The 22155-nt window shown below is 72.7% G+C and carries 21 protein-coding genes; 8 read left to right on the top strand and 13 right to left on the bottom strand.

Going from position 1 to position 22155, the window contains the following annotated elements; genetic code table 11:
• The 6 genes from Dfulv_RS27545 to Dfulv_RS27570 are packed head-to-tail and all read right to left on the bottom strand — an operon-like array spanning window position 1 to window position 6868.
• Window positions 1–864: an ABC transporter permease gene (locus tag Dfulv_RS27545; protein ID WP_259856365.1), complete on the bottom strand. Its 864-nt coding sequence runs from the start codon at window positions 862–864 to the stop codon at window positions 1–3.
• A gap of 26 nt (window positions 865–890) precedes the next feature.
• A complete protein-coding gene (locus tag Dfulv_RS27550; protein WP_259856366.1) occupies window positions 891–1886 on the bottom strand; it encodes an ABC transporter permease in 996 nt (331 codons plus the stop codon).
• A 1-nt stretch (window position 1887) separates the two neighbouring features.
• A complete protein-coding gene (locus Dfulv_RS27555) occupies window positions 1888–3513 on the bottom strand; it encodes an ABC transporter substrate-binding protein (RefSeq protein WP_259856367.1) in 1626 nt (541 codons plus the stop codon).
• 39 nt (window positions 3514–3552) lie between these two features.
• Entirely contained in the window at window positions 3553–4860 is a 1308-nt protein-coding gene (locus Dfulv_RS27560) for an NtaA/DmoA family FMN-dependent monooxygenase (protein WP_259856368.1), read from the bottom strand.
• 11 nt (window positions 4861–4871) lie between these two features.
• Window positions 4872–5984: an LLM class flavin-dependent oxidoreductase gene (locus tag Dfulv_RS27565; RefSeq protein WP_259856369.1), complete on the bottom strand. Its 1113-nt coding sequence runs from the start codon at window positions 5982–5984 to the stop codon at window positions 4872–4874.
• The gene (locus Dfulv_RS27570) at window positions 5981–6868 is read right to left on the bottom strand and encodes a sulfurtransferase (protein ID WP_259868217.1); all 888 of its coding nucleotides are present in this window, start codon (window positions 6866–6868) and stop codon (window positions 5981–5983) included. The genes Dfulv_RS27565 and Dfulv_RS27570 overlap by 4 nt, the downstream gene beginning before the upstream one ends.
• A gap of 1034 nt (window positions 6869–7902) precedes the next feature.
• On the opposite strand from Dfulv_RS27570, the gene Dfulv_RS27575 reads away from it, so the two are divergent.
• From Dfulv_RS27575 to Dfulv_RS27595, 5 genes are all read left to right on the top strand, one after another.
• Window positions 7903–8748, top strand: a complete 846-nt coding sequence (locus Dfulv_RS27575; RefSeq protein ID WP_259856370.1) for a LysR family transcriptional regulator — start codon at window positions 7903–7905, stop codon at window positions 8746–8748.
• A gap of 367 nt (window positions 8749–9115) precedes the next feature.
• Window positions 9116–12400 carry an ATP-binding protein gene (locus Dfulv_RS27580; protein WP_259856371.1) on the top strand — a complete coding sequence of 1095 codons (3285 nt, stop codon included), beginning with the start codon at window positions 9116–9118 and terminating at the stop codon, window positions 12398–12400.
• Window positions 12401–12431: 31 nt separating this feature from the next.
• Window positions 12432–13346, top strand: a complete 915-nt coding sequence (gene sigJ, locus Dfulv_RS27585; protein ID WP_259856372.1) for an RNA polymerase sigma factor SigJ — start codon at window positions 12432–12434, stop codon at window positions 13344–13346.
• A 307-nt stretch (window positions 13347–13653) separates the two neighbouring features.
• Window positions 13654–14406 (top strand): class I SAM-dependent methyltransferase, encoded by a 753-nt coding sequence (locus tag Dfulv_RS27590; RefSeq protein WP_259856373.1) that lies wholly within the window; start codon window positions 13654–13656, stop codon window positions 14404–14406.
• 222 nt (window positions 14407–14628) lie between these two features.
• Window positions 14629–15291, top strand: a complete 663-nt coding sequence (locus Dfulv_RS27595; protein ID WP_259856374.1) for a class I SAM-dependent methyltransferase — start codon at window positions 14629–14631, stop codon at window positions 15289–15291.
• Between the two features lie 42 nt (window positions 15292–15333).
• Here Dfulv_RS27595 and Dfulv_RS27600 read toward each other — a convergent pair whose 3' ends face one another.
• Window positions 15334–15552: a hypothetical protein gene (locus tag Dfulv_RS27600; protein WP_259856375.1), complete on the bottom strand. Its 219-nt coding sequence runs from the start codon at window positions 15550–15552 to the stop codon at window positions 15334–15336.
• A gap of 9 nt (window positions 15553–15561) precedes the next feature.
• Between Dfulv_RS27600 and Dfulv_RS27605 the strand changes: the two genes are divergently transcribed.
• Complete coding sequence (locus Dfulv_RS27605) at window positions 15562–15777, top strand: hypothetical protein (RefSeq protein WP_259856377.1); 216 nt, start codon at window positions 15562–15564, stop codon at window positions 15775–15777.
• Between the two features lie 13 nt (window positions 15778–15790).
• Here the strand turns inward: Dfulv_RS27605 and Dfulv_RS27610 are convergent, their stop codons facing one another.
• Both Dfulv_RS27610 and Dfulv_RS27615 read right to left on the bottom strand, forming a co-directional pair.
• Window positions 15791–15952, bottom strand: a complete 162-nt coding sequence (locus Dfulv_RS27610; protein WP_259856379.1) for a hypothetical protein — start codon at window positions 15950–15952, stop codon at window positions 15791–15793.
• 793 nt (window positions 15953–16745) lie between these two features.
• Entirely contained in the window at window positions 16746–17111 is a 366-nt protein-coding gene (locus Dfulv_RS27615; protein WP_259856381.1) for a DoxX family protein, read from the bottom strand.
• A gap of 128 nt (window positions 17112–17239) precedes the next feature.
• On the opposite strand from Dfulv_RS27615, the gene Dfulv_RS27620 reads away from it, so the two are divergent.
• The gene (locus tag Dfulv_RS27620; protein WP_259856383.1) at window positions 17240–17617 is read left to right on the top strand and encodes a winged helix-turn-helix transcriptional regulator; all 378 of its coding nucleotides are present in this window, start codon (window positions 17240–17242) and stop codon (window positions 17615–17617) included.
• 112 nt (window positions 17618–17729) lie between these two features.
• On the opposite strand, the gene Dfulv_RS27625 is transcribed toward Dfulv_RS27620, so the two are convergent.
• Window positions 17730–18941 (bottom strand): sugar efflux transporter, encoded by a 1212-nt coding sequence (locus tag Dfulv_RS27625; protein ID WP_259856385.1) that lies wholly within the window; start codon window positions 18939–18941, stop codon window positions 17730–17732.
• A 194-nt stretch (window positions 18942–19135) separates the two neighbouring features.
• Between Dfulv_RS27625 and Dfulv_RS27630 the strand changes: the two genes are divergently transcribed.
• Window positions 19136–19756, top strand: coding sequence for a helix-turn-helix domain-containing protein (locus tag Dfulv_RS27630; protein ID WP_259856387.1), 621 nt, complete (start codon window positions 19136–19138; stop codon window positions 19754–19756).
• A gap of 15 nt (window positions 19757–19771) precedes the next feature.
• Here the strand turns inward: Dfulv_RS27630 and Dfulv_RS27635 are convergent, their stop codons facing one another.
• From Dfulv_RS27635 to Dfulv_RS27645, 3 genes are read right to left on the bottom strand one after another with little or no spacing between them, the layout of a single operon-like run.
• Entirely contained in the window at window positions 19772–20830 is a 1059-nt protein-coding gene (locus tag Dfulv_RS27635; protein WP_259856388.1) for an alpha/beta hydrolase, read from the bottom strand.
• Window positions 20827–21834, bottom strand: a complete 1008-nt coding sequence (locus Dfulv_RS27640; protein WP_259856389.1) for an LLM class flavin-dependent oxidoreductase — start codon at window positions 21832–21834, stop codon at window positions 20827–20829. Before Dfulv_RS27640 ends, Dfulv_RS27635 begins: the two co-directional genes overlap by 4 nt.
• Window positions 21831–22154 carry a TIGR04076 family protein gene (locus tag Dfulv_RS27645; RefSeq protein WP_259856390.1) on the bottom strand — a complete coding sequence of 108 codons (324 nt, stop codon included), beginning with the start codon at window positions 22152–22154 and terminating at the stop codon, window positions 21831–21833. The genes Dfulv_RS27640 and Dfulv_RS27645 overlap by 4 nt, the downstream gene beginning before the upstream one ends.
• Window position 22155: the final 1 nt, after the last annotated feature.

Below are 22155 nucleotides of genomic sequence, written 5' to 3' on the forward strand. Positions count from 1 at the left end.
TCAGATCCTTTCGAGGTAGCGCGCTACACGGTTGGCCGAGAGCACGACAGCGGTCACGGTCAGGCCGGGGAACGTGGTCATCCACCAGGCGGTGTCGAGGTAGCTGCGCCCGTCGGAGACCAGGGCGCCCCACTCCGGTGCCGGTGGCTGCGCGCCGAAGCCGAGGAACGACAGCGACGAGATGGCCAGGATCGCGGTACCGAACTCGAGTGCCGAGAGCGCCAGCACCGGCCCGGCGGCGTTGGGCAGCACGTGCGCCCCGAGGGTGTACGTCCACCGCGAGCCCAGGGAGTGCGACGATTCCACATAGGACAGTGCGCGCACCTTGAGCGTCTCCGCGCGCATCACCCGGGCGAATCCGGCGATGTTCGAGACACCGACCGCGATCGCGACGTGTACCGTGCCGAAGCCGAGCGCGGTGACCACGGCCAGCGACAGCAGGAGCCCCGGGATGGCGAGCATCACGTCGATGACTCGCATGAGCACGTCGTCGACCCAGCGGCCGACGAAGCCGGCCAACATCCCGATCCCGCCGCCGACGACGAGCCCGACGACAACGGCGAGCAGGGTGCTGCGCAGGGTCAGCGACGACCCGTGCACCACCCGGGAGTAGATGTCGCGTCCGATGTGGTCGGTGCCGAAGAGGTGGTGCGGGCTCGGCCCCTGGAGCCGCTCCGCGGGCACGCCGTTGACCGGGTCCTGGTGCGCGAAGAAGCCGGGCGCGAACGCCCACGCGATGACGACCAGCAGCACCACGAACGCGAGGACCAGCCCGGGCTGGCGCAACACGGCACCGAACCCGGCGCGGACCCGGGCCGTGCGGCCGTGGCGCGCCGGCACGACGGCGACGGTCACCCCCGTCACGCCGCCTCCGCTGCGCTCCGGACCGGTCACGGCGCCACCGCCTCGGTCGGCGCGAGGTCGGCCCTGGGCCGGCGGCGCGCGCTGTACACCGTCACCCGCGGATCCAGGATCGGGTAGACCAGGTCGACCACCAGGCTGATGACGACGAACGTGGCCGCCGCGAACACGACGACGCCCATGACGACCGGGATGTCCTGCGCGGTGACCGCCTCGAAGGTCACGCTCCCGATGCCGCTGCGGGCGAAGACGGTCTCGACCACCACGGAGCCGGCGAGCATGTTGCCGACGATCATGCCGACCATCGTGAACAGCGGAAGGGAGGCGTTGCGCAGCCCGCTCAGGAGCACCACCCGGGCCTCGGAGGCGCCGCGGGAACGGACCACCTCGACGTACGGCTCGCCCAGCGTGGCCAGCAGGCTCTTGGACAGCACCTGCGTGATGTACGCCGACGTCGGGACGGCGAGGGTGACCGCGGCCAGCAGCAGGGCGCCCCCGCTGCCGTCGTCGAACACGTTGACCCAGCCCAGCGAGAACGCGAACACCTGGGTCAGCAGCAGGCCCGACCAGAAGGTCGGCACCGACACCGCGACCGACGGTGCGGCCAGGAGAGCCTGCCGCACCGCCCGGTTCCGGACGAACGCCGCGAACAGCGATCCGGCCAGGCCGATCACCAGGGCGATGGCAAAGGCGGTCCCGGCGAGTTTCGCCGTCTGTCCGAGTGCACCGGCGAGCAGTGTGCTCACCGACTCCCCGCGCTGGATCGACTGGCCGAAGTCGCCGCGCAGCGCCCGGCCGACCGCATGGAGGTACTGCAGGTAGAACGGCTTGTCGAAGCCGTATTCGCGCTCCAACGCGGCCAGGTCGGCCGAGTTCGGGTCGACGAACTCGGCCCCGCTGCCGGAGAGCATGATCCGGACCGGGTCGCTGGGCAGCAGGTAGAGCACGACGAACGCGATCGTGTACGCCGCCCAGAGCACCCCGACGCCTTGCAGCAGCCGCCGTACGACATAGCGTGCGGTCATTTCAGCTGCTCAGCCACGCGTCGTAGAAGGTCAGCTGCACACCCGGCTCGAACGCGACCCCGTGCAGCTTCGGTGCGACCGCGTGGGCGATCTGCTGCTCGGTGAAGACGATCACCAGGTGGTGCTGCAGGATGTACTCTGCCGCCTTGTCCACCGCGACCTGGCGGGCCGCGGTGTCGGCCGCGGCGTCGGCCTGGGCTAGATAGGTGTCCAGCTCCGACGGCTTCAGGTGCAGGGGGTTGCCGCCGGTCGACCGGAAGTGCATGTTGAGCGCGGCGGGATCGGCGCGGGTGAAGCCGTAGGGAACGAAGTCGTAGTCCCCCGTGTCGAGCGACGCGAGCATCTGCGCGCGGGACACCGGCTTGATCTCCAGCTCCACGCCGATCTTCCTGAGCTGCTGCGCCCGCAGCTCGTCCTGGGTCGGCGCGCCGGCCTGGCCGTTGACCACCGTCAGCTTGAGCCGCCGGCCGTCCTTGACGCGGATCCCGTCGGGGCCCGGCTGCCAGCCGGCCTCGTCCAGCAACTGCCTGGCCTTGTCGGGGTCGTGGCGGATGTGCTGCGCGTAGTTCTTGTAGTAGGGCGTGGTCGACGACAGGATGCTCGTCGCCACGTTGTAGGTCGGCAGCAGAAGGGTGTCGCGGACCTCCTCGTTGTTGATGCCGAGCTGCACCGCTGCCCGGACCTTCTCGTCGGAGAGGATCGGCGCCGAGTTGTTGGTCAGGTACTCCGAGACGGTGCCCGGGTTGTTGGCCCAGATGAGCTGGAAGCCCGCGGACGTCAGGTTGGTCTGGTCCTGGGTCGGCACCCCGTTGATACCGTGCAGGCCGCCGGAGCGGAGGCCGCCGGTGCGCTGCCCGTTCTCCGGCACCACCCGGAACGTGATCTTGTCGAGGTAGGCGTCGCCGGTGTGCTTCGCGTTGGGCGAGGGCCACTTGTAGCCGGACCGCTTGGTCAGCACCACGCTCTGCGCCGGCACGAACCCGTCGAGGACGAACGCCCCGGAGCCGATGAGCTCCTTGCCGAGGCAGCGGTTGGCCGGCGTCGTGCCGGTGTAGGTCTTCGGCGAGAGCACCGCCATGTTCACCGTGGACAGTGCCTGCAGGAAGCTCGCGTTCGGCTGCGAGAAGGTCACCGTGGCGGTGTTCGGGCCGGTGACCGTCGTCCCCTCGTATCCGACGATGTAGGTCGAGGCGTTGACCGCCTTGCCGCCCAGCGCCTTGATGCCGTCGAGGAACGTCTTGAACGCGTTCGCGTCGAACTTCTCGCCGTTGGAGAAGGTGACGTCGTCGCGGAAGGTGAACTCGAACGACGTGGCGTTGGTGTTGACCTTCCACGACGTGGCCAGCCATGGCTTGATCTCGCCGGTCTTCGGGTCGGCGTCGACGACGGAGTCGGCGATCTGGCGGCCGATGTCCCGCGACGCGGTGAGGTCGGTCTGGTTCGGATCGACGCAGATGGGGTCCGCGCTGATGCCGTAGATGATCGAGCCTCCGGCCCGCGGTGGGCCGGCGTCGCCTCCGGACGACGCGCCGCCGTCCGAGCTGCCCGAGCCGCAGGCGGTGAGGACCAGGGAGAGCAGGAAGGCCCCGCCGAGAGCCGTTACCCCGCGGTTGCGATGCTGGGACACCTATGGACCTTTCGTGGTTGGTCGAGTGGATGGGTCGGACTAGGTCGCCGGGCCGAAGACGTTCTCGCGGAACGTCCGGCCGGTGTACGCCGTCTGGAACAGGCCGCGGCGCTGCAGCTCCGGCACGAGCCGGTCGGTGAGCAGCCGGTAGCCCTGGAAGTGCTGGGGCGAGAGGACGAACCCGTCGGCGCTGCCGGAGGCGAAGCGCGACTCGATCTGGTCGGCGATCTCCTCGGCCGACCCGACCGGGGCCCAGTGGCCGGAGCCCGACGCGTTGAACTCGAGCACCATCTCGCGCAGCGTCCGGCTGCCTTCGAGCACGTACTTGCGGTAGATCTCGTAGCGCGAACGGCGGCCCTGAACGGTCTTCGGGTCGGGCAGGCGGTCCACCGGGATCGGCCTGTCCGGATCGAGGTCCGACAGGTCGGTCTCGCCGAAGCCCGCGCGCTCGAAGTTGCGGCGCTGGGAGGCGAAGTCGGCCGTGCCCGCGAGCTCCGCGAGCTGCTGGGCGATCTCGCGGGCGTGCTGCGACGACTCGCCGATGATCGCGTAGAGGCCGGGCATCACCTTGACGCTGTCCGGGTCGCGCCCCGCGTTGGAGACGTGGCCCTTGAACGTCTGGTAGAACTCGACGCCGTCGCGCTCGTCCGGGTGGGCGGCGAAGATGGCGTCGGCGTACGCGGCGCCCAGCCGCAGCCCGTCGGCCGACGAGCCGGCCTGGAACAGGAACGGGCGTCCCTGCGGGGCACGGTCGATGTTCAGCGGCCCCTTGATGCGGAAGTGCTCCGAGACAAAGTCGGTCTGCCGCACCGCGCCGTGCCGCACGCTCACGCCGCTCTCGCGGTCGAAGACCCGCGCGTCGGCCTCCCAGCTCTCCCACAGCGCGATCGCCGCCTGGACGAACTCGTGCGCCCGCCGGTAGCGGTCGGTGTGGGCCAGCGGCGGGAGCCCGAAGTTCTCCTCACCCCAGGCCGAGGTGACGATGTTCCACCCGGCGCGTCCCCTGGTCAGGTGGTCCACCGAGGCGAGCTGGCGGGCCAGGTTGAACGGCTCGGTGTAGGTGGTGGAGACCGTCGGCACCAGGCCGATGTGGCGGGTCCGCGCACCCAGCGCGGTGAGGAACGTGATCGGCTCGAAGTGCCCGCTCGGCTTGTGGGCGCTCGTCGTCAGCCCGTCCGACAGGAACAGCGTGTGGATCTTCGCGGCCTCGGCGCGCTCGGCGACCTCGGTGAACAGGTCGAGGTCGTAGAGGCGCTCCGCGGGGCTGCCGGGCAGCCGCCAGGCGACCGAGTTGACCCCGATGCCCAGAATCTGCAGGGCGAGCGTGAGCTTCTTGGTCGACGACATCTTCGCTCCCCTCAGACGCCGACCGCGACGGACCCGGCGGGCGGTGACGGGACCAGCGGCGGATCGGCCCGGCGGGCCAGCTCCGCACGGACCAGCGGCAGCAGGTGGCGGCCGTAGTCGACCACGTCGTTGAGGTTGTCGTAGCCGCGGATCGAGACGATCGACGCGCCGAGGTCGACGTAGTCGAGGATCGCCTGGGCGACGGTCTCCGGGGTGCCGACCAGCGCGGTCGAAGCGCCCTGCGCGTTGGTCGCGGCGGCCACCGGTGTCCACAGCGCCCGGTCGTGCAGCTCACCGGCGGCGGCCGCGGCGAGCAGGCGCTGCGAGCCGGCGTTCTCCGGCGGCGGGGCGGCGGCCCCGGTGCGGTGTGCCTTGAGCGCGCCGAGGATCGTGTGTGCCTTCTCCCACGCCTGCTCCTCGGTCGGCGCGATGATGGGCCGGAACGTCACCCAGATGCGCGGGATGCCGTCGCGGCCGGCGGCCTGCGCGCCGGCCGTGATCGAGGCGATCTGCTCGGCGGTATCGGCGAGCGGCTCACCCCACAGCCCGTAGATGTCGGCGAGCGCACCGCCGACCCGGTAGGCCTCCGGCGAGGAGCCGCCGAAGGAGATCGGTATCGTGCCGTTGACCGGCTTGAACTCACTGACCAGGTCGTCGAAGCGGAAGAAGGGGCCGTCGTGGCTCCACGGCCCGGCCTCGGTCCAGGCGCGGCGCAGGATCGTGATGAACTCCGCGGTCCGCTCGTAGCGCTCCGCCTTGGTGAGGAAGTCGCCCTGGCGTGCCTGCTCGGCCTGGTTGCCGCCGGAGATCAGATGTACCAGTGCGCGGCCGCCGCTGAGCTGGTCGAGGGTGGCCAGTGCCTGCGCCGCCGCGGTGGGGTGCAGGATGTTGGGGCGGAGCGCGACGATCAGCTTGATCCGCTCGGTGAGCTGGCTGAGGGCGTCGGCGACCCCGAGCGCGCTGAAGCCTCGGGAGCCGTACGGCACGAGCGTGTAGTCGAAGCCCGCCTCCTCCAGCGCGTCCGCGTACCGCCGCAGGAACGGGACGTCGATGTCGTTGCCCGGCTTGGGAAAGAGGTCGGAGGAGTCACGGACGTGGACCTGGCTGACGAACTCGACGGTCATCGGTCGGCTCCTTCTGCGTTGGGTGCTGCCTCCGGCCCGGTGGCGACCGACCGCTCCGGGTCGCTCGACCATGCCGACCACGAGCCGGGGTAGAGCGCCGCGTCGATGCCGGCGACCGCCAGTGCGGCGATGTCGTGGGCCGCGGTGACACCGGACCCGCAGTAGACGCCGACCGGGCGGCCCGGGGTGGTGCCGAGCGCGGCGTAGTGCTCGCGCAGGCGCTCGGGGCTCAGGAAACGCCCGTCGGCGTCGAGGTTGGCGGACGCCGGTGCGTTGACCGCGCCGGGGATGTGACCGGCCCGCGGGTCCACCGGCTCCACCTCGCCGCGGTACCGCTGCGGCGCCCGTGCGTCGAGCAGCACCCCGTTCCCGGGCAGCGCGGCGGCCTCGTCGGCGGTGAGGACCGGCAGGTGGCCGGCGGAGAGCACGACGTCGCCGGGCTCGGGCCGGACGTCACCGGTCGCCAGCGGCAGGCCGCGGGCCGTCCAGCCGGCCAGGGCGCCGTCGAGGATCCGCACGTCGGCCACCCCGGCCCAGCGCAGCAGCCACCAGGCCCGCGCCGCGGACTGGCCGCCGTTGGCGTCGTAGACCACCACCGGTTGCCCTTCGGCCAGCCCCCAGCCGCGCGCGGCCTCCTGCAGCCGCCCGACCTCGGGCAGCGGGTGGCGCCCCTGCCCGGGCGCGGGCCGGTCGGCGAGCTCGGTGTCCAGGTCGGCGAAGACCGCGCCCGGGATGTGCTCCGCCCGGTAGTGCAGGCGCCCGTCCGGGTCACCCAGCGCCCACCGCACGTCGAGCACCAGCGGCGGGTGCGGGCCGTCCAGGGCCACCGCCAGCTCGCCGGGCTCGATGAGCACCAGCCGGTCGAACGTCTCGGTCGTGGCGATGGCGGGCAGCGCGGCGCCGAGCCGCAGCCGCTCCAGAAAGAGCACCACCGACGCGGCGGCGGTGCGGTGCGAGGCGTCGTTGAGAGCGTCGTGCCGGCCGCCGGCGATCGTCACCAGCGTCGCGCGGTGAGCGGCCCGGTAGCGCTCGCGCGCCGCCGGCAGCGGGCTGACCGTGTCGCTCTCCCCGTGCAGACCCAGCACAGGGACCGCGATCCGGGACAGATCGCCGTCAGCGAACCAGTCCCGGGGCACGGGACGGGTCAACGCGCCGCGTTCGAGGGCCGGGTCGGCGTCCAGCCGGCCGCGGTGGGTCGGGCAGGCGGTGCGCGCCTCCAGTTCCTCGTCCCACGTCACCGCGCCGGTTGCCGAGTTCGGCGCCGGGAGCCCGACGAGCACGAGCCCGTCGACCTCGACCTGGCCCGTCGCGACCAGCCAGGCCGCGAACTGGGCCCCGGCGTCCGAGCCGACCAGGACCCGGGGTCCCGCGACGGCGGGGTCGCCCAGCAGCTCGCGGATCACTTCGCGGACCCCGTCCGGGTCGCGGGTCGGGTCGGGCACGGCTCGCACCCGGTACGCGTCGAACGCCAGCCGGGCGCCGAACCGCTGGTAGACGCCGGGGTTCTCGCCCCGGCCGGGCACGACGACCAGGGTCCCGCGCGGGGCGAGCGACCCGGGCTCGTCCCAGGCGACCACCGGGCTGCTCTGCACTGCGGACATCGGACTCCTATTCGCACGTCGAACCGCCCCGCCCGAGGGCCGGGTCCGGTGAGGGATGTGATGATGCCGGCGCTGCCCGCTCCGTGATCGGTCAGCGGTGGTCGGGCCTCGCGCCGGTGAGACTCGCGTCGTTCAGCGGCCGCGACACAGCGCGGAGTCGGCCATCCCGAAGTTGGTGGCACGCCACTGGGCGAGAAGCGGACGCAGCAAGTGAAGCATACCTACCAGGTTGATAGAGAATAGAGGCGTTGTCCAACGACGAAGCGCGATCATCTCCGATCGGGTTCTGCGATCGGTACGGACAGCGGAGGACCGAAATGCCGACAGACCTAGACATAACCGCACTGCGCACGCTCACGGCCATCGCCGACTGTGGCGGATACCGCAGGGCCGCGGAGGCCTTGCATGTGTCCCAGTCCACGGTCAGCCAGCACGTCCGCAAGCTGGAGTCGATGCTCGGCCGCTGCCTGCTGGAGCCGAAAGGCCGCACGATGCGCTTCACCCCCGACGGCGAACTGCTGCTCGCCGAAGTCCGTCAGCTCCTGGCCGTGCACGACGCGCTCGTGACCCGGTTCGGCGACGACGACGCGGCGACGGTGGTCGTCGGCGCCACCGAGCACGCCGCCGAGCACCTGCTGCCCCAGGTGACCCAGGCGTTCCGGGCCGCCCTGCCGGAAGTACAACTCCGGTTCCGGCTCGACCGGGGCGCCAACCTCCACGAGGGCCTCGACCACGGCACCGTCGACGTCGCCGTCCTGCTCGGCAGCGCGCGGCCCGGCAGCGTCAAGGCCGGCCTGCTGCCGCTGCACTGGTACGCCGCACCCGGCTGGGCGCCCCCGGCACGGTCCCGCGCGATCCCGCTGGTCGTCATCGACGGCCCGTGCACGGTGCGGCGCAAGGCGGTGCAGACCCTCACCGAGGCCGGGCGGCGGCACCGGATCGTGGCCGAGGCCGGCTACCTGGCCGGCGTGCTCAACGCGGTGCGGGCCGGACTGGGCGTGGCCCTGCTGGCGAACCCCGGCCCGACACCGGAGGGCCTGGAACGCCGCGACGACCTGCCCGCGGTGTCGCCCGAGCCGCTGCACGTCCGCGCCGCCGAGACCGCCTCACCACAACTGCTGCCGCTGGTGACCGAGGCGATCCGCCACGCGCTGGCGTCGTGACCGGCCGCGGTCCAGCCGCCCCGGACAGGCTCCCAAATGATGGGAGTTGCGTCGAATATCCTATCTTACTTATAGGAATATCCGGCTACGTCGGGGAACTGCGCGAGACGTGTCGTACTGGTGCCACTCGCTGACGATCTCCGCCGACCGGTCGTAGACCTGCGGCCGGCGTTGACGTTGCGGTAGCTCACCCCGTCCGCCGACGTGTAGACGGTGTAGTCGTTCCAGCGCTCGTCACCGCGGAACCACGCCGCAGCCGGCCAGGGCGGCATCGGCGGAGGGCCGGGCTCGCGCGGGAGCCGCGGCCGGCAGGACGACGACCAGGGGCGGTATGGGCGCCGGAACGCTCCCGGGGGAGGATCGTCGCGTGAGGGAGCACGACGACGACCGCATGCGGGTGTCGCTGCTCGGCGCGCTCGAGGTACGGCTGGGTGGCGCGCCGGTGGCGGTGCCCGGTGCCCGGCTGCGCGCGCTGCTCACCCGCCTCGCGTTGGCCGGCGGTCGCCCGCTCGACGCCGGCGTCCTGGCCGAGGCGCTCTGGCCGCAGGACGGTCCGTCCGACCCGGCGAACGCCCTGCAGTCGCTGGTCTCGCGGCTGCGGCGGGTGCTCGGCTCCGCCGACGCGGTGGTCCAGAACGACGGCGGCTACCGGCTCGGCGTCGAGCCGGCCGACGTGGACGTCCTGCGCTTCGAGCGCCTGGCGGCCGAGGGCCGGCAGCGGCTGCGGGCCGGCGACCTGGAGCGGGCCGCGACGCTGCTGGGTGAGGCCATGGCGCTGGGCCGCGGCCCGGTCGCGGCCGAGGCCGCCGCGGTCGCGCCGGCCGTCACGGCCCGGCTCAAGCAACTGGTCACCGAGGCCGCCACCGACCTCGCCGAGGCGGAGCTGGCGGTGGGCCGGCACGATGCGGCCTCCGCCCGGCTGGCCGCGCTGCTCGCCGAGCAGCCGCTCCACGAGCGGGCGGCCGCCCTCTTGATGGATGTGCTCACCGCGCAGGGCCGGCAGGGCGAGGCGCTCGCGGTGTTCGAGCGGCTCCGCACGGACCTCGCCGACCGGCTCGGCGCCGACCCGGGCTCCGCGCTGCGCGAACGCCACGTGCGCCTGTTGCGCTCCGGTCCCGCGGGCGATGAGCGGGCGCCCGGCGCCGCTGCGCCCAGCAACCTTCCCGAGCCGTTGACCAGCTTCATCGGCCGGGAGGACGACCTGGCCCGGATCGACGCCCTGCTCAGCACCGGGCGTCTGGTCACCGTGCTGGGCACGGGCGGGGCGGGCAAGACCCGGCTCGCCGTCGAGGCCGCCCGGCGCCGCCTCGGCGAACACCCGGACGGCACCTGGGTGATCGACCTGGCGTCGGTCACCGAGCCGGCCAAGGTGGGCGCCGCCGTCATCACGACGGTCGGGCTGCGCGGGTCGGCCCTGTTCGAGGGCTCCGGCCGGGTGCGCGCCGAGGGCGGCAGCGACGTCGACGTGCTCGCCGACCAGCTCGCCGGGCACCAGAGCCTGCTCGTGGTCGACAACTGCGAGCATCTCATCGAGGCGGTCGCCCGGCTCACCACGACCCTGCTGGTGCGCTGTCCAGGGCTGCGGGTGCTGGCGACCAGCCGGGAGCCACTCGCGGTCGACGGCGAGGCGCTGGTCCCGCTCGGCCCGCTCGGCCTGCCCGAGGCGGACGCCGACGCGGCAGCGGCTCGCCGGGCGCCCGCCGTGCGCCTCTTCGGCGAACGGGCCGCCGCGGTGCGGCCCGGATTCGCCGTGGACGAGTCCACCGTCGGCGACGTCGTGCAGGTGGTCCGGGGCCTCGACGGACTGCCGCTCGCCCTGGAGCTGGCGGCCGCGCGGCTGCGCACGCTCTCGCTGCCCGAGCTGGCCGCCGGGCTCTCCGACCGGTTCCGGATGCTCACCACCGGCAGCCGGACGGCCGTGCCCCGGCACCGCACGCTGCGTGCGGTGATCGCGTGGAGCTGGGACCTGCTCGGCGACGACGAGCGGGTGGTGGCCGAACGGGTCGCCGTGCTCTCCGGCGGCATCACCGTGGACGCCGCGTCCGCGGTCTGCGCCGGCACCGCCGTGCACCCCGGCGCGCTCCCGGACCTGCTCGCCGCCCTGGTCGACCGGTCGCTGCTGCAGCTGGCGCCGGAGCCGGGGCGCTACCGGATGCTGGAGACACTGCGCGAGTACGGCATCGACCGGCTCGCTGCAGTCGGCACGCTCGATCACGTGCGCGTGCTCGCCGCCCGTCACTTCGCCGCGCTGGTGGCCGAATACGACCCTCGGCTGCGCACAGCCGGCCAGATGACGGCGCTGCGGGTGCTGGGCGCCGAGTACGACAACGTGCTCGCCGCCCTGCGCCACTGCTGCGACTCGGGCGACGGCGCCGCGGCCCTCCGTCTCGCCCTCGACCTGTGCTGGTACTGGCAGATGTTCGGTCGCCACGCCGACGCGACGTACTGGCTGCGTGAGGCGTTGGCGACGCCGGGCGAGCGCGCCCCGGTCGACGTCGACTGCGCCGAGGCCGTGCTGGTGCTCAGCCGGATGGGTGCCGAGAGCGACATGATCACCGAGTCGTACGAGCAGCGCCGCGCCCGATCCGCGGACCTCGGGCGGCGCCTCGCGCGCCACGACGAGATTCCCGGCCCGGCGGGCGCGCTCAGCGCGGTGGTGCTGCTCATCGCCGGCCACAACGAGGTGGCTCAGGCACGGCTCGATCGGATCCTCGCCGGCCCGGACCTCTGGCTGGCCTCGCTGGGCCATCTCTTCCGTGCCCAGATGGCCGAGAACGAGGGCGACCTGGCCGCGGTGCACCGGCACGTGACGGCCGCACTGGACGGCTTCCGCCGGATCGGCGACCGCTGGGGGCAGGCCACCGCGCTACCGCTGCGCGGCATGCTGCGCCAGTACGACGGCGACCTCGACGGCGCGCTCGCCGACCTCAGCACCGCGCGGTCCCTCGCGGGCGAGTTCGGCTCGCTCGGCATCGGCGACGAGGTCTTCATCGACATTCGCTGGGCCGATCTGCACATGCGGCGCGGCGACGTCGCCGAGGCCGAGGCGACACTCGCCGACGCCCGTCGGCGGGCGGAGCGCTCAGCGGCGCCCGAAATGCTGATCCTGCTCGACGCCCTGGAGGCCGGCATCCTGGTGCAGCAGGGCGAACTGGACCGGGCGGAGGCGCTGCTGGCGCGGTCCGAGCAGCGCCTGTCCGAGGACGACTCCCTGAGCATCACGGGCGACCACACCACGGCCCTGATCCTCTCGGTGCGTGCCTCGCTGTGCCTGCTCCGCGGCGACGCGGCCCGGGCCGAGCAGGCGCTGGTCACCGCGTACGCGGCGGCCGTGGAGACCCGGGACATGCCGATCCTGGCGATAGTCGCGGTCGTCGCCGGTGGCCTGGCCGACCTCGCCGGCCGGCACCGCGACGCCGCCGTCCTGCTCGGCGCGGCGGCCCGGCTGCGCGGCTCCGACGACCGGACCGACCTGCAGGTCGCCGAGCTGACCCGGCGCACCGTGGCCGCGATCGGCGAGAAGGACTTCGCCGAGGCGTACGCATCCGGCTGGGCGCTGGACGCGTCCGCGGCCCTCGCCCGGGTCGACCCGGCGCGGCTGGACGGCGCGGCGACCTCACAGTTCGGTGGGATGTCCCGTCGAAACCGGTGAGAACAGCTGCGACCGAGGGGGCCGGTGACACATGGCGGGGCAATCCGAGCCGAGCCTGAGCGCGATCATGAGCGAGCGGCGTCAACTGACGAATCTCGCGTACCGGCTCCTCGGCTCCCTGGCCGACGCCGAGGACGTCGTCCAGGAGACCTACGCCCGCTGGTACGCCATGTCCCGGCAGCAGCAGGACGCCATCGAGTCGCCCGGCGCCTGGCTGACGACGGTCGCCGGTCGCATCTGCCTGGACCTGCTCGGCTCGGCACGGGTCCGGCGGGAGCGCTACGTGGGCGAATGGATCCCCGAGCCGCTGCCCGAACCCACGGAGTGGGTCAGCGGGCGGCCGGACAGCACCACCGCCGACCCGGCCGACCGGGTCACCCTCGACGAGTCGGTCAACATGGCCTTCCTCGTCGTGCTCGAATCGATGACGCCGGCCGAGCGGGTCGCGTTCATCCTCCACGACGTCTTCCGGTACCCCTTCCCTGAAGTGGCCGAGATCGTCGGCCGTACGCCGGCGGCGTGCCGCCGGCTGGCCTCATCGGCCCGCCGCCGCATTCGCGTGGCGCAGCCTCCAGCGACCCCGGCAGCCCGGCACGCCGGCATCGTCCGAGACTTCAAGCTGGCCTGGGCGGCCAAGGACATCAACGCTCTCATCGGCCTTCTCGACCCCGACGCCACGGCGACCGGCGACGGTGGCGGCCTCGTCAGAGCCGAACTCCGCCCGATCGAGGGCGCCGAGCAGGTCGCGCGCTTCTTCGCCGGCCGGGCCGACACGGCACCCGGCGTGACGATTCTGGAGCGTACGGTCAACGGCCAGCCCGGCCTGGTGACCCAGCGGCACGGCGTCACCGTGGCCGTGCTGGCGTTCGACGTCACCGGCGACCGGATCAAGCACATCTGGGCAGTCCTCAACCCCGACAAGCTCCGTTCCTGGACGGCAGGCTAAAGGGATGCCTGCTACAGTCTGCCGGGAGACGGCGCGTCCGCCGTCGACTGCTCGAAGGTCGTCCACCGGACGAGGTGGACGGGAGATTCCCTGAAGGAGGCGAGTTGATGGCCGCCGTGCAGGCCGCTGCCCTCGTGCGCAGCGCACCGACCATCCTCACCTTCCGGGCTCCGAACCGACGGCGCGCTGCCGCACCGCGCTGACGCTCGCGTCACCGCCGCCACAACACGCCGTCACTGCGCCACGTCGTCATCGGGCGCGCAGCGGAGCCCTTGACCTCCCTCAAGGACAAGGAATCTGCCAGGCAATGAGCGACTTCATGACCGCGTTCTTCACCCTGCACCACGGCCTGCCCCGGCAGGCGCCGGGCTCGGACACCACGACCCGCCGACTGTTGGAGCTCGCCGGTCCACTGCCGGCTCACCCTCGCGCGCTCGACCTGGGCTGCGGGCCGGGCCGGTCAGCGCTGCTGCTCGCCGCCGAGGCCGGCGCGCACGTCACCGCCGTCGACACACACCAGCCGTTCCTGGAAGAGCTGGCCGCCGCGGCGAGCCGGCGCGGCCTCGCCGACGCGATCGACACCGTCAACGCCTCCATGGCGCGGTTGCCCTTCCCCGACGGAAGCTTCGACGTGATCTGGGCGGAGGGGTCGGCGTACAACATCGGTTTCGACACCGCCCTGCGTGACTGGAAACGGCTGCTCGCACCCGGCGGCGTCCTCGTCGTGACCGAATGCGAATGGGCGACCGGCACCCCGTCGGAGGCCGCACGCGCATTCTGGGCGGCGGAACCGCTGCGCGACACCACGCGGAACACCGCGGCTGCACACGCGGCCGGGTACACGGTCGTGGCCGTGCTGGCGGTGCCGGACGCCGACTGGTTCGACGAGTACTACACACCGCTCGCGGCCCGGCTCGACGTGACCGACACCAGCGACCCGGCAATGGCCGAAGCGGTCGCGCAGAGTCGAATCGAGATCGCATTGCGCCACGAGCATGGCGCGGACTACAAGTACACCGGATACGTCCTGCGCCCCACCGAGGACGAGCGGCCGCGGTAGCGGCTGGCTGCGCGTCGTCCGGCATCCCGGGCCGGGGGCTGCCTTCGGGCCGCTCCCGGCCTTCTCCGCCGCCCTGCCCCCTCCGGGCCGGTTTCGACGGCGTTCGGCGGCCGCCCGTGCGCGCCGCCACCGGCATCTCCCCCTCGCTCAGCGGTCCTGCGAGCGATCGCCGGTACGCTTCCAGTTGCACGACCGGCGAGCCAGACGCACCGGAGGTTTGCGGTGAACGCACACAACGCCGACATTGCCGGCGACAGGCCCTATGACACCGACTACGACGAGCTCTACCGCGACACCGCCGGCTCGGGCGGGCCGCCCTGGGACATCGGTGGTCCGCAGCCGGCACTCGCGGCGGTGCTCAACGGCGGGGTGCAGGGGCCGAAGGTGCTCGACGTCGGCTGCGGCACAGGCGATCTCGCGCTCGCCCTCGCCCGCCGCGGCTACGAGGTGACGGCGGTCGACATCTCGCACGTGGCGATCGACACGGCCCGCGCCAAGGCCGCCCGCGAGGGCCTGGCGGTGCGCTTCGAGGTCCAGGACGCCACGGCCCTGTCGTTGCCGACGGCGCCGTTCGACTCGGTGTTCGACTCCGGCTTGCTGCACAGCCTCCACCGGCGCGGCGGCGGCGAGGTGGACGACTACCTCGCGCTCCTGCCGGGCCTCGCCGCGCCGGGCGGGACCGTCTTCGTGCTGGCGGTGTCGCCGGAGGCGGGCCATGGCTGGGGCGTGACCGAGGCGTTTCTGCGGGCGGGCTTCCCCGAGCCGGCGTGGGTCGGCACGGAGGTCGAGAAGATCGACGTGGCTGCGGAGACGGGCGGCCGGGAGCTCGTGCTGCGCGGCTTCCTGCTCCGCACGGTCCGGGCCGGGACTCGTCGCGACGGCTGAGACCGAGCAGGCTCGCCGCCCGGGACCGGGCGCAGCCGGTCATCATGGCTTACGAGACCGGCCCGGTGACACCGGAGCCGCGCTGAGCATCCGGTTCCTGGCCACCCCGCCCGCCGCGGCGGTGGTCACGTGCCGGTGGTTGCGGTTGCGCCGGAAGACGAACCCGCCCCGCAACACTCCGCCGCCGGGCAGGTCGTGGAGCTCGTACTCGTCGCCGTCGACCACCACCACGACCCGGTTCAGCGGCTCCCCCGACCGCACCAGGTGGGCGTGGCGTCGCCACGCCGCCGCCTGCCGCGCCTGACCGGCCGCCATCAGCAGGTCGGCGTGCCGTTCGGCCAGGGCGGCCGCCGGCTCAGCCTGCCCGACATCGAGCGCCGCGGCCGCGTCGCCGAGCTGGAAGCAACACTCCTGTCCACGGCCGGCCCTTCAAACCCGCGCGTCTCGGCGAGGGTGCTCGACAGCAACTGCCTCGCCTCGCCGTAGCGGACCTCGCCCATCAGCTCCCGGGCCTGTCCGAGCGCACCTGCCGCGCGGCGATCGGGTTGGACTCCTGCGGCCCGTGCATCGCGTCGAGCAGCGTGGGATCACCCAGCTGCGCGGCGAAGAACTGCGCCACACCGATGAGGGCGCCGGTGTGGAGTGCCGGCGCAGGCGGCACGCGAATGGCGGCAGCGATGGTTGCGGATCCAGGGACCACCCGGCTTCCCGTCAGACCTCGTGGCCGCACGCCGTCCGCCTGCCCGGCTACGGCCCCGGAACCTCAACGGCGTAAGTGATGTGGCCGGCACTCAAGGGCCACGACCCGGCCAACTGTGCCGGCGACCGGCCTCACGATCCACCCGCCGTGCCGTGAGCGTAGCGGCCGGTCGTCACGAGGCACCTCAACGCCGCGTCGGCAGGCGCCGTGACCGAATACCGGGATAACATTGATGAGTATCGAGGTTCAATCGGTCAACTCGACATGATCGCGAAGGCTTTGCGCCGCCTGGCAGCCACAAGTCTCCGCGATCATGAAATCGGATTCCATCGTCGACCGTCAATGCACCAAGATGTCGGAAATGTCCCGACCGTTAACACGGATCGGCCGACGCGACGGAGAGGCCGACGAGCCAGCGCGCACAAACGAGCCGGCGGCAGGACCTGACCGACGCGCTCCCGCTGCTGCCCACGGCACCCGGGCAGCGTCGTCCACCGAAGCGGAACACGCGGCAGCCAATCGACGCCGGCCGGCACGGCTCGGTACACCGCGACGGGACATGCCCGCCGAGCACACCCCCTGGCAGGCACTCACCGGCACGCCGCCGGCAATGCCGCCCGGACCGGGTCCTGGCCGCCAAGGCCCACGCAGCCGAGCCGGCCTCCGCCGCTGCGGCATCCCCCAGGCCGACCATGTCGCACAGCAGACGTCACGCCTGGCGAAGACGATCCCGGTCGAGAACACCTACGCCGGTTCAGAGCCAGACGGTGCCCAGCCAGGCGACCGCGGCTGCGGCCGCGAGGAGGCCGATGTTGAGGCCGATCAGCCGGGCCTCGCCGCGCGACAGGTGGACCGCGATGCCACCGACCTGGATCAGGACGAGGCCGATCGCCGCTGCGATGGCGAGCCAGGGCGCGATCCCGCTCAACGGTGGCAGGATCAGGCCGGCCGCGCCGAGGATCTCCAGCAGCCCGATGGTCCTGACCAGCGACATGGGGATCTGATCGACCCAGCCCATCATGGGCCGCAGTTGCTCCTGGCTCTGGGCGACCTTCTTGCCTCCGGCATAAAGGTAGAACACCGCCAGCAGCGCGGCGACGATCCAGTACCCGACTTCCATGACGGCCCCTTTGCGGACGAACATGCCGGTAACCAGGACGGTTACCGGCCGTAAGTAACCACATGATGCGTCACTATTGGAGGGCTTACAAAAGGCACACGCGTGTGCGTGACGCACAAGGGGTTGTCATGTCGGAGTACGAGCACACCTGCATGATTCGGGGCGACGGGGGCCGGACGATCCGCGCGATCCTCGATCAGATCTGCAACAAGTGGACACTGCTGATCGTGGCGACCCTCGATCAACGCACGCTGCGCTTCACCGATCTGCACCAGCAGATACCGGGGATATCCCAGCGCATGCTGACGCTGACCCTCCGGAACCTCGAGCGCGACGGCCTGGTGGCCCGGACGGTTCATGCGGAGGTCCCGCCACGGGTGGAATACGCGCTGACCCCTACCGGCAAGAGCCTCCTCCCGCCCGCGCTGGCTCTCGCCGGATGGGCCATCGAGCACGTCCCGCACATCGAGGCCAGTCGCGCGGCCTACCAGGCGCGGACCGGGTGACCCAGGGTCCGGGCCGTCTCACGCTGACGCGAGGCGGAAGACGGTGGCCACCGGCCCGACCTGCACCGCCGGCCCGCCCACACCGGTCCGGCGTCGCCTTGGCAATAGGCGGTCAGGCGGGCCGTGGCGCACGGCCGTTCCGGACGACCAGCAGCAACAGCAGCCCGCCCGCGCACAGCGCCGTGCTCATGCCGAAGGCCAGCCGGAACCCGAACTGCTGCGCCACCCCGAACAGCGGACCGGCGAGCATCGCCCCGATCGGGAACGTGTTGGTGAACAGCGTGGTGGCCCGGCCCGGCTCGGCCGGCAACAGGTCCTGCATGAAGCTGATGCCGAGCCCGGTCACCGCCGCGATGAACAGCGCGTTCACCACCTGCGCGACGAGCAGGACCCAGACCGCGCCGGCCACGGTGGCGATGCCGTAGTACGTCACCCCGAAGGCCGCCCCGGCCAGGATCAGCGGGCGCAGCGAGATCCGGGTGGACAGCCAGCCGAACAGCAGCATGAGCGGGATCTCCAGCGCCGCGCACAGGCCGAGCAGCAGGCCCGCGTCACTGATCTGGCCGCCCAGGTCGCGGCTGGTGAACAGCGGCAGCGCCTGGGCGCCCAGGGTGAGCGGGCACTGCAGCAGGGTGAACGCGGCGGCCAGCACGAGCAGCTTCCATCGTGGGGCGTGCGGCGCTGCCGGGTCCGGCCGGTCCGCGGTGGGCTCGGGCAGGACCGGCCGCCCGTCCAGCGGTTCCAGCCAGAAGATCGCGACCGCGGCCGCCACCAGGTACGTGGCCGCCGCGATGCCGTACACCAGTTGGAAGCCGCCGGCCTGCAGCAGCGCCGCACCCAGCGGTGGCCCGGCCACCCAGGCGACCGAGAAGACCGTGCGCAGGCTGCTGATGCCCATGGTGGCCCGGGCCGGGTTGTCGCGCAGCAGCACCTCGCGGGCATACGCGAAGGCCTGCGGGAACAGCGCGCCGGCCAGCGCGGTGGCGGTCACCGCCAGGCCGAGCAGGATCCAGTAGTCGCGCACGTACGCGGTGGCCAGTGAGCCCGCGCAACCGGCCAGCGCCGCGGCGATCAGCAGGCCGCGGCGTATCGCCCGGCGGTCGGAGAGCCGCGCGGTCACCGAGGACACCAGCACACCGGACAGCGGCGCGACGATCAGGAACACGGTGACCCGCAGCGGGCTGGCGCGGACCTCGGTGCTCAGGAACAGCGCGAGGAACGGGTACACCAACGCGGTCGAGACGCCGACGACGAGGAAGACCAGGCCCAGGGGAAGCAACGTGACGCCGATGTGCCGCTCACGCGACGAGAGTGCCTGGACCATGGTCCCGTACGTTACGGCCGAGGCTTCGGTAGGCGGCACGAGTATTGCGCGGATCACCACGGGCACGGCACGGGGACGCCGGTGCCGGACTGCCTCGTTGTGCGCTCGACCGGCATGCAGATCAGCCGTTGGGGCCTCTTCACCACCGGGACAAGTTCGATAGGATCGAACAAGTTTTGGCAGGAGGTTCGGACGTGCGCACGACGGCAAAACTCGACCACGTCGAGAGCAACGGTCAGGTCCTGGTCGGTGCCCGCATGCGGCAGTTCCGCAAGGAGCGCGGGCTGACCCTGCGGGGTCTGGCCACCCAGTCCGGCTTGTCGATCGGGTTTCTCTCGCAGGTGGAGCGGGGCATTTCGGCGATCGGCCTGACCGCCCTCAACGGGGTGGCCGCCGCGCTCGACCGGCCGGTCGCCGACTTCTTCCACGAGGAGGATCACGAGGCCCAGCCGACGGCACCCGTCGACAGCCCGCCCGACCACTTCACGTTGACCCGCGCCCAGAACGGCGCCACCGAGTACGTCTCCGGCCAGACCACCTACCGCATGCTCTCCGACCGCGGGCCGCAGCTGGTGCTCGAGCCCATGGTCGTGCACATCGCGCCCGGCGGCCGGCGCGAGGAGGCCTACGGCCACGCCGGCGAGGAGTTCGCCTACGTGGTCTCCGGCGAGCTGCTCTACGAGGTCAACGGCATCGAGCACCGGCTCTACCCGGGCGACAGCGTGCACCTGCGGTCGAGCACCCCGCACCGGCTCTACAACGACACCGACGGGGTCACCACCGTGGTGTCGGTGGTGACCCCGCGCCTGTTCTGAAGATCGTGTTCACTCTCACGTAAGAATTTCGGCGACCGCCGCCATGGTCGCCGACCAGGCCGGGGTGCGCGGGTCGATGACGTCGAAGTGGTCGGCGGCCAGCTCCAGGTGGACCACCCGGTCGCCGGCCGCGGCGGCCGCGCGGGCGTAGCGGCGGGACATGTCGACGAGGTCCAGGCCGTCGGCCCGGCCCTGCACCACGACCTGCGGCACGCCCACCGGCAGGCGCCGCAGCGGGTCCGCCGCGGCCAACGCCGCCTGATCGCCGCGCAGGGCCGCGGCGACCGCGCCGGTGCCGATCCCGCGCCGCTCCCCCTCGGCCAGGTCGAGCACACCCGCCTGCGCGACGACCACCGCCACCGAGCCGGGCGCGTCGGCAGCCGCCCGCACCGCCAACTGGCCGCCCGCGGAGTGGCCGAAGACGACCACCCGCGCCGGGTCGAGGCGGGCGCCGGCGCCGGCGGCGAACGCGAGCCCGGCGGCGACGTCGGCCGTGGTGGCCGCCCAGCCGTGGCGGTCCGGGCGCCGGTACTCGAGATTCCACGCGGCGAACCCGCGGTCCGCCAGGTCGATGGCCATCGCGTCCATCAGGTCGGCACCCCACACCGACCGCCAGAAACCGCCGTGCACCAGCACCGCGACGGGCGCCGGGCCGGTGCCGGCGGGCAGCCGCAGCTCGCCCCACTGCTCAGGGTCGGATCCGTAGGCGATCCGCCGTGCCGGTCGCCGCAGCCGGTGCACCGCCCGCCGGACGGCCCAGGTCACACCCCAGATCTCGCGGCCCTGGTGGTGCTCGGATCCGGCCGCGACGGGCTGCGGCCCGGTCGCGGTCAGGTCGAGCCACACGGTACGCGCGACGTGGTCGCCCGCCGCCGTCATCAGCCGCCGGGCGGCCGGCGTGGGACCGGGCAGCGCGACGACGGCACCGGTCGCCTCCGCCAGCGCGGCGGCGAGGTCCCCGGCTTCCCGTACGACACCTTCGACGCCGAGACCGTGGAGCTCGGCCTCGGCCAGTTCACGCACCAGGTCCGGGTCGGCGACCAGCCCGGGTCCGAGGATCACGTCGACGTTCACGGGGCCTCCCGTCGCAGCAGCGGCAGCACGGCGGAGCCGAGCAGTTCGACGCCGCCGTCGTCGGTCAGCCCGTGCGGGGTGCCGAACTCGACCCGCCCGACGCCGGCGTCGATGAGCTTCTGCGCCTGCGCCGCGACCTGCTCCGGCGTGCCGGAGAACGCGAAGAGGTCGAGCACGTCGTCGGGCACGAGCCGGCCGGCGGCCTCGTGCTCGCCCCGGTCGACGAGCTCGGCGACGCGGTTCACCAGATCGGCGGGCACGCCGGCGGTCGGGTCGAGCTCGGCGACGACCGCCAGGTACATCGCGACCTCGGTGCGGGCCTTCGCCCGGGCGGCGGCCCCGTCGCGGTCGACCACGGTGACCGCGCCGAGCACGATCCGCACGTCGTCGGCCGACCGGCCGACCGGCTCGGCGCCCGCCCGCAGGCGGTCGCGGACGACGACGACCATTGCCGGGTTGGCGCTGCCGCCGACCTTGATCTCGGCGGCGATCCGGCCGGCGAGCGCCGCGCCGCGGGGACCCCAGGCACCGATCAGCAGCGGTGGGTCCGGACGCTGCACCGGGTACCGCAGGGCGGTGCCGGCCGCGAGATGGAACACCTTGCCGTCGAAGCCGTCGGTGCGGCCGCCGAGCAGGTGGTACACGACCTCGGCGGCCTCGGCGAGCGCGGCCACCGGCCGGGGCTGGTCGATGCCGACCGCGCCGAGCCAGGTACCGCGGGCCAGCCCCAGGTAGGCGCGGCCGTTCGACGCGAGGTCGAGCGCGGCGACCTGGCCGGCGATCTCGTAGGGCGCCATGGAGTACGGGTTGAGGCACGCCGCGCCGAGCCGCACCCGCGTCGTGGCGCCGGCCATCTCCAGCAGCGGGAAGATCGGCGGCTGGAACATAAGGTCGCCGAAGACGGTCAGGACGTCGAACCCGTGCGACTCGGCCACCCGGGCGAGGCGGGCGTAGTCGCCGGGACGCTTGTCGCTCTGGACGCCGAGCCCGAACTCCACCCTCATGTGAGCTCCGCCGAGTTCATCCCGCGCCGCCGCGTGCGCTCGACGCGCATCACGAGACGCTCCTCCGGGTCGGGGCAGCAGAACAGGGTATCGCGCTCCAGCCAGTCACCGGCCGGGAGCGTGCGCTGCTTGGCCGCCAGGAAGGGCAGGACGGCCGCGAGGGCGTACACGCAGAAGTGCTTGCCGTCGGGGAGCCGCAGATGGGCGCTCTGTTCCAGGTCGAAGGAGTCGCCGACGGCCATCCCGCAGACCGATCGGCCCTCGATGTGGTCGACGGTGACCCTCAGGTCGTACAACTCCATGTCGTGTTCTTCGGACATC

Origin of the sequence: Dactylosporangium fulvum (genome assembly GCF_025137375.1) — a bacterium.
Classification (GTDB): Bacteria; Actinomycetota; Actinomycetes; order Mycobacteriales; family Micromonosporaceae; genus Dactylosporangium; species Dactylosporangium fulvum.

Excerpts from the sequence above, each read along its gene's own strand:
- Dfulv_RS27550 (WP_259856366.1), bottom strand. The coding sequence starts at position 1,886 with ATGACCGCACGCTATGTCGTACGGCGGCTGCTGCAAGGCGTCGGGGTG.
- Dfulv_RS27560 (WP_259856368.1), bottom strand. The coding sequence starts at position 4,860 with ATGTCGTCGACCAAGAAGCTCACGCTCGCCCTGCAGATTCTGGGCATC.
- Dfulv_RS27565 (WP_259856369.1), bottom strand. The coding sequence starts at position 5,984 with ATGACCGTCGAGTTCGTCAGCCAGGTCCACGTCCGTGACTCCTCCGAC.
- Dfulv_RS27575 (WP_259856370.1), top strand. The coding sequence starts at position 7,903 with ATGCCGACAGACCTAGACATAACCGCACTGCGCACGCTCACGGCCATC.
- sigJ (WP_259856372.1), top strand. The coding sequence starts at position 12,432 with ATGGCGGGGCAATCCGAGCCGAGCCTGAGCGCGATCATGAGCGAGCGG.
- Dfulv_RS27590 (WP_259856373.1), top strand. The coding sequence starts at position 13,654 with ATGAGCGACTTCATGACCGCGTTCTTCACCCTGCACCACGGCCTGCCC.
- Dfulv_RS27615 (WP_259856381.1), bottom strand. The coding sequence starts at position 17,111 with ATGGAAGTCGGGTACTGGATCGTCGCCGCGCTGCTGGCGGTGTTCTAC.
- Dfulv_RS27620 (WP_259856383.1), top strand. The coding sequence starts at position 17,240 with ATGTCGGAGTACGAGCACACCTGCATGATTCGGGGCGACGGGGGCCGG.
- Dfulv_RS27625 (WP_259856385.1), bottom strand. The coding sequence starts at position 18,941 with ATGGTCCAGGCACTCTCGTCGCGTGAGCGGCACATCGGCGTCACGTTG.
- Dfulv_RS27640 (WP_259856389.1), bottom strand. The coding sequence starts at position 21,834 with ATGAGGGTGGAGTTCGGGCTCGGCGTCCAGAGCGACAAGCGTCCCGGC.
- Dfulv_RS27645 (WP_259856390.1), bottom strand. The coding sequence starts at position 22,154 with ATGTCCGAAGAACACGACATGGAGTTGTACGACCTGAGGGTCACCGTC.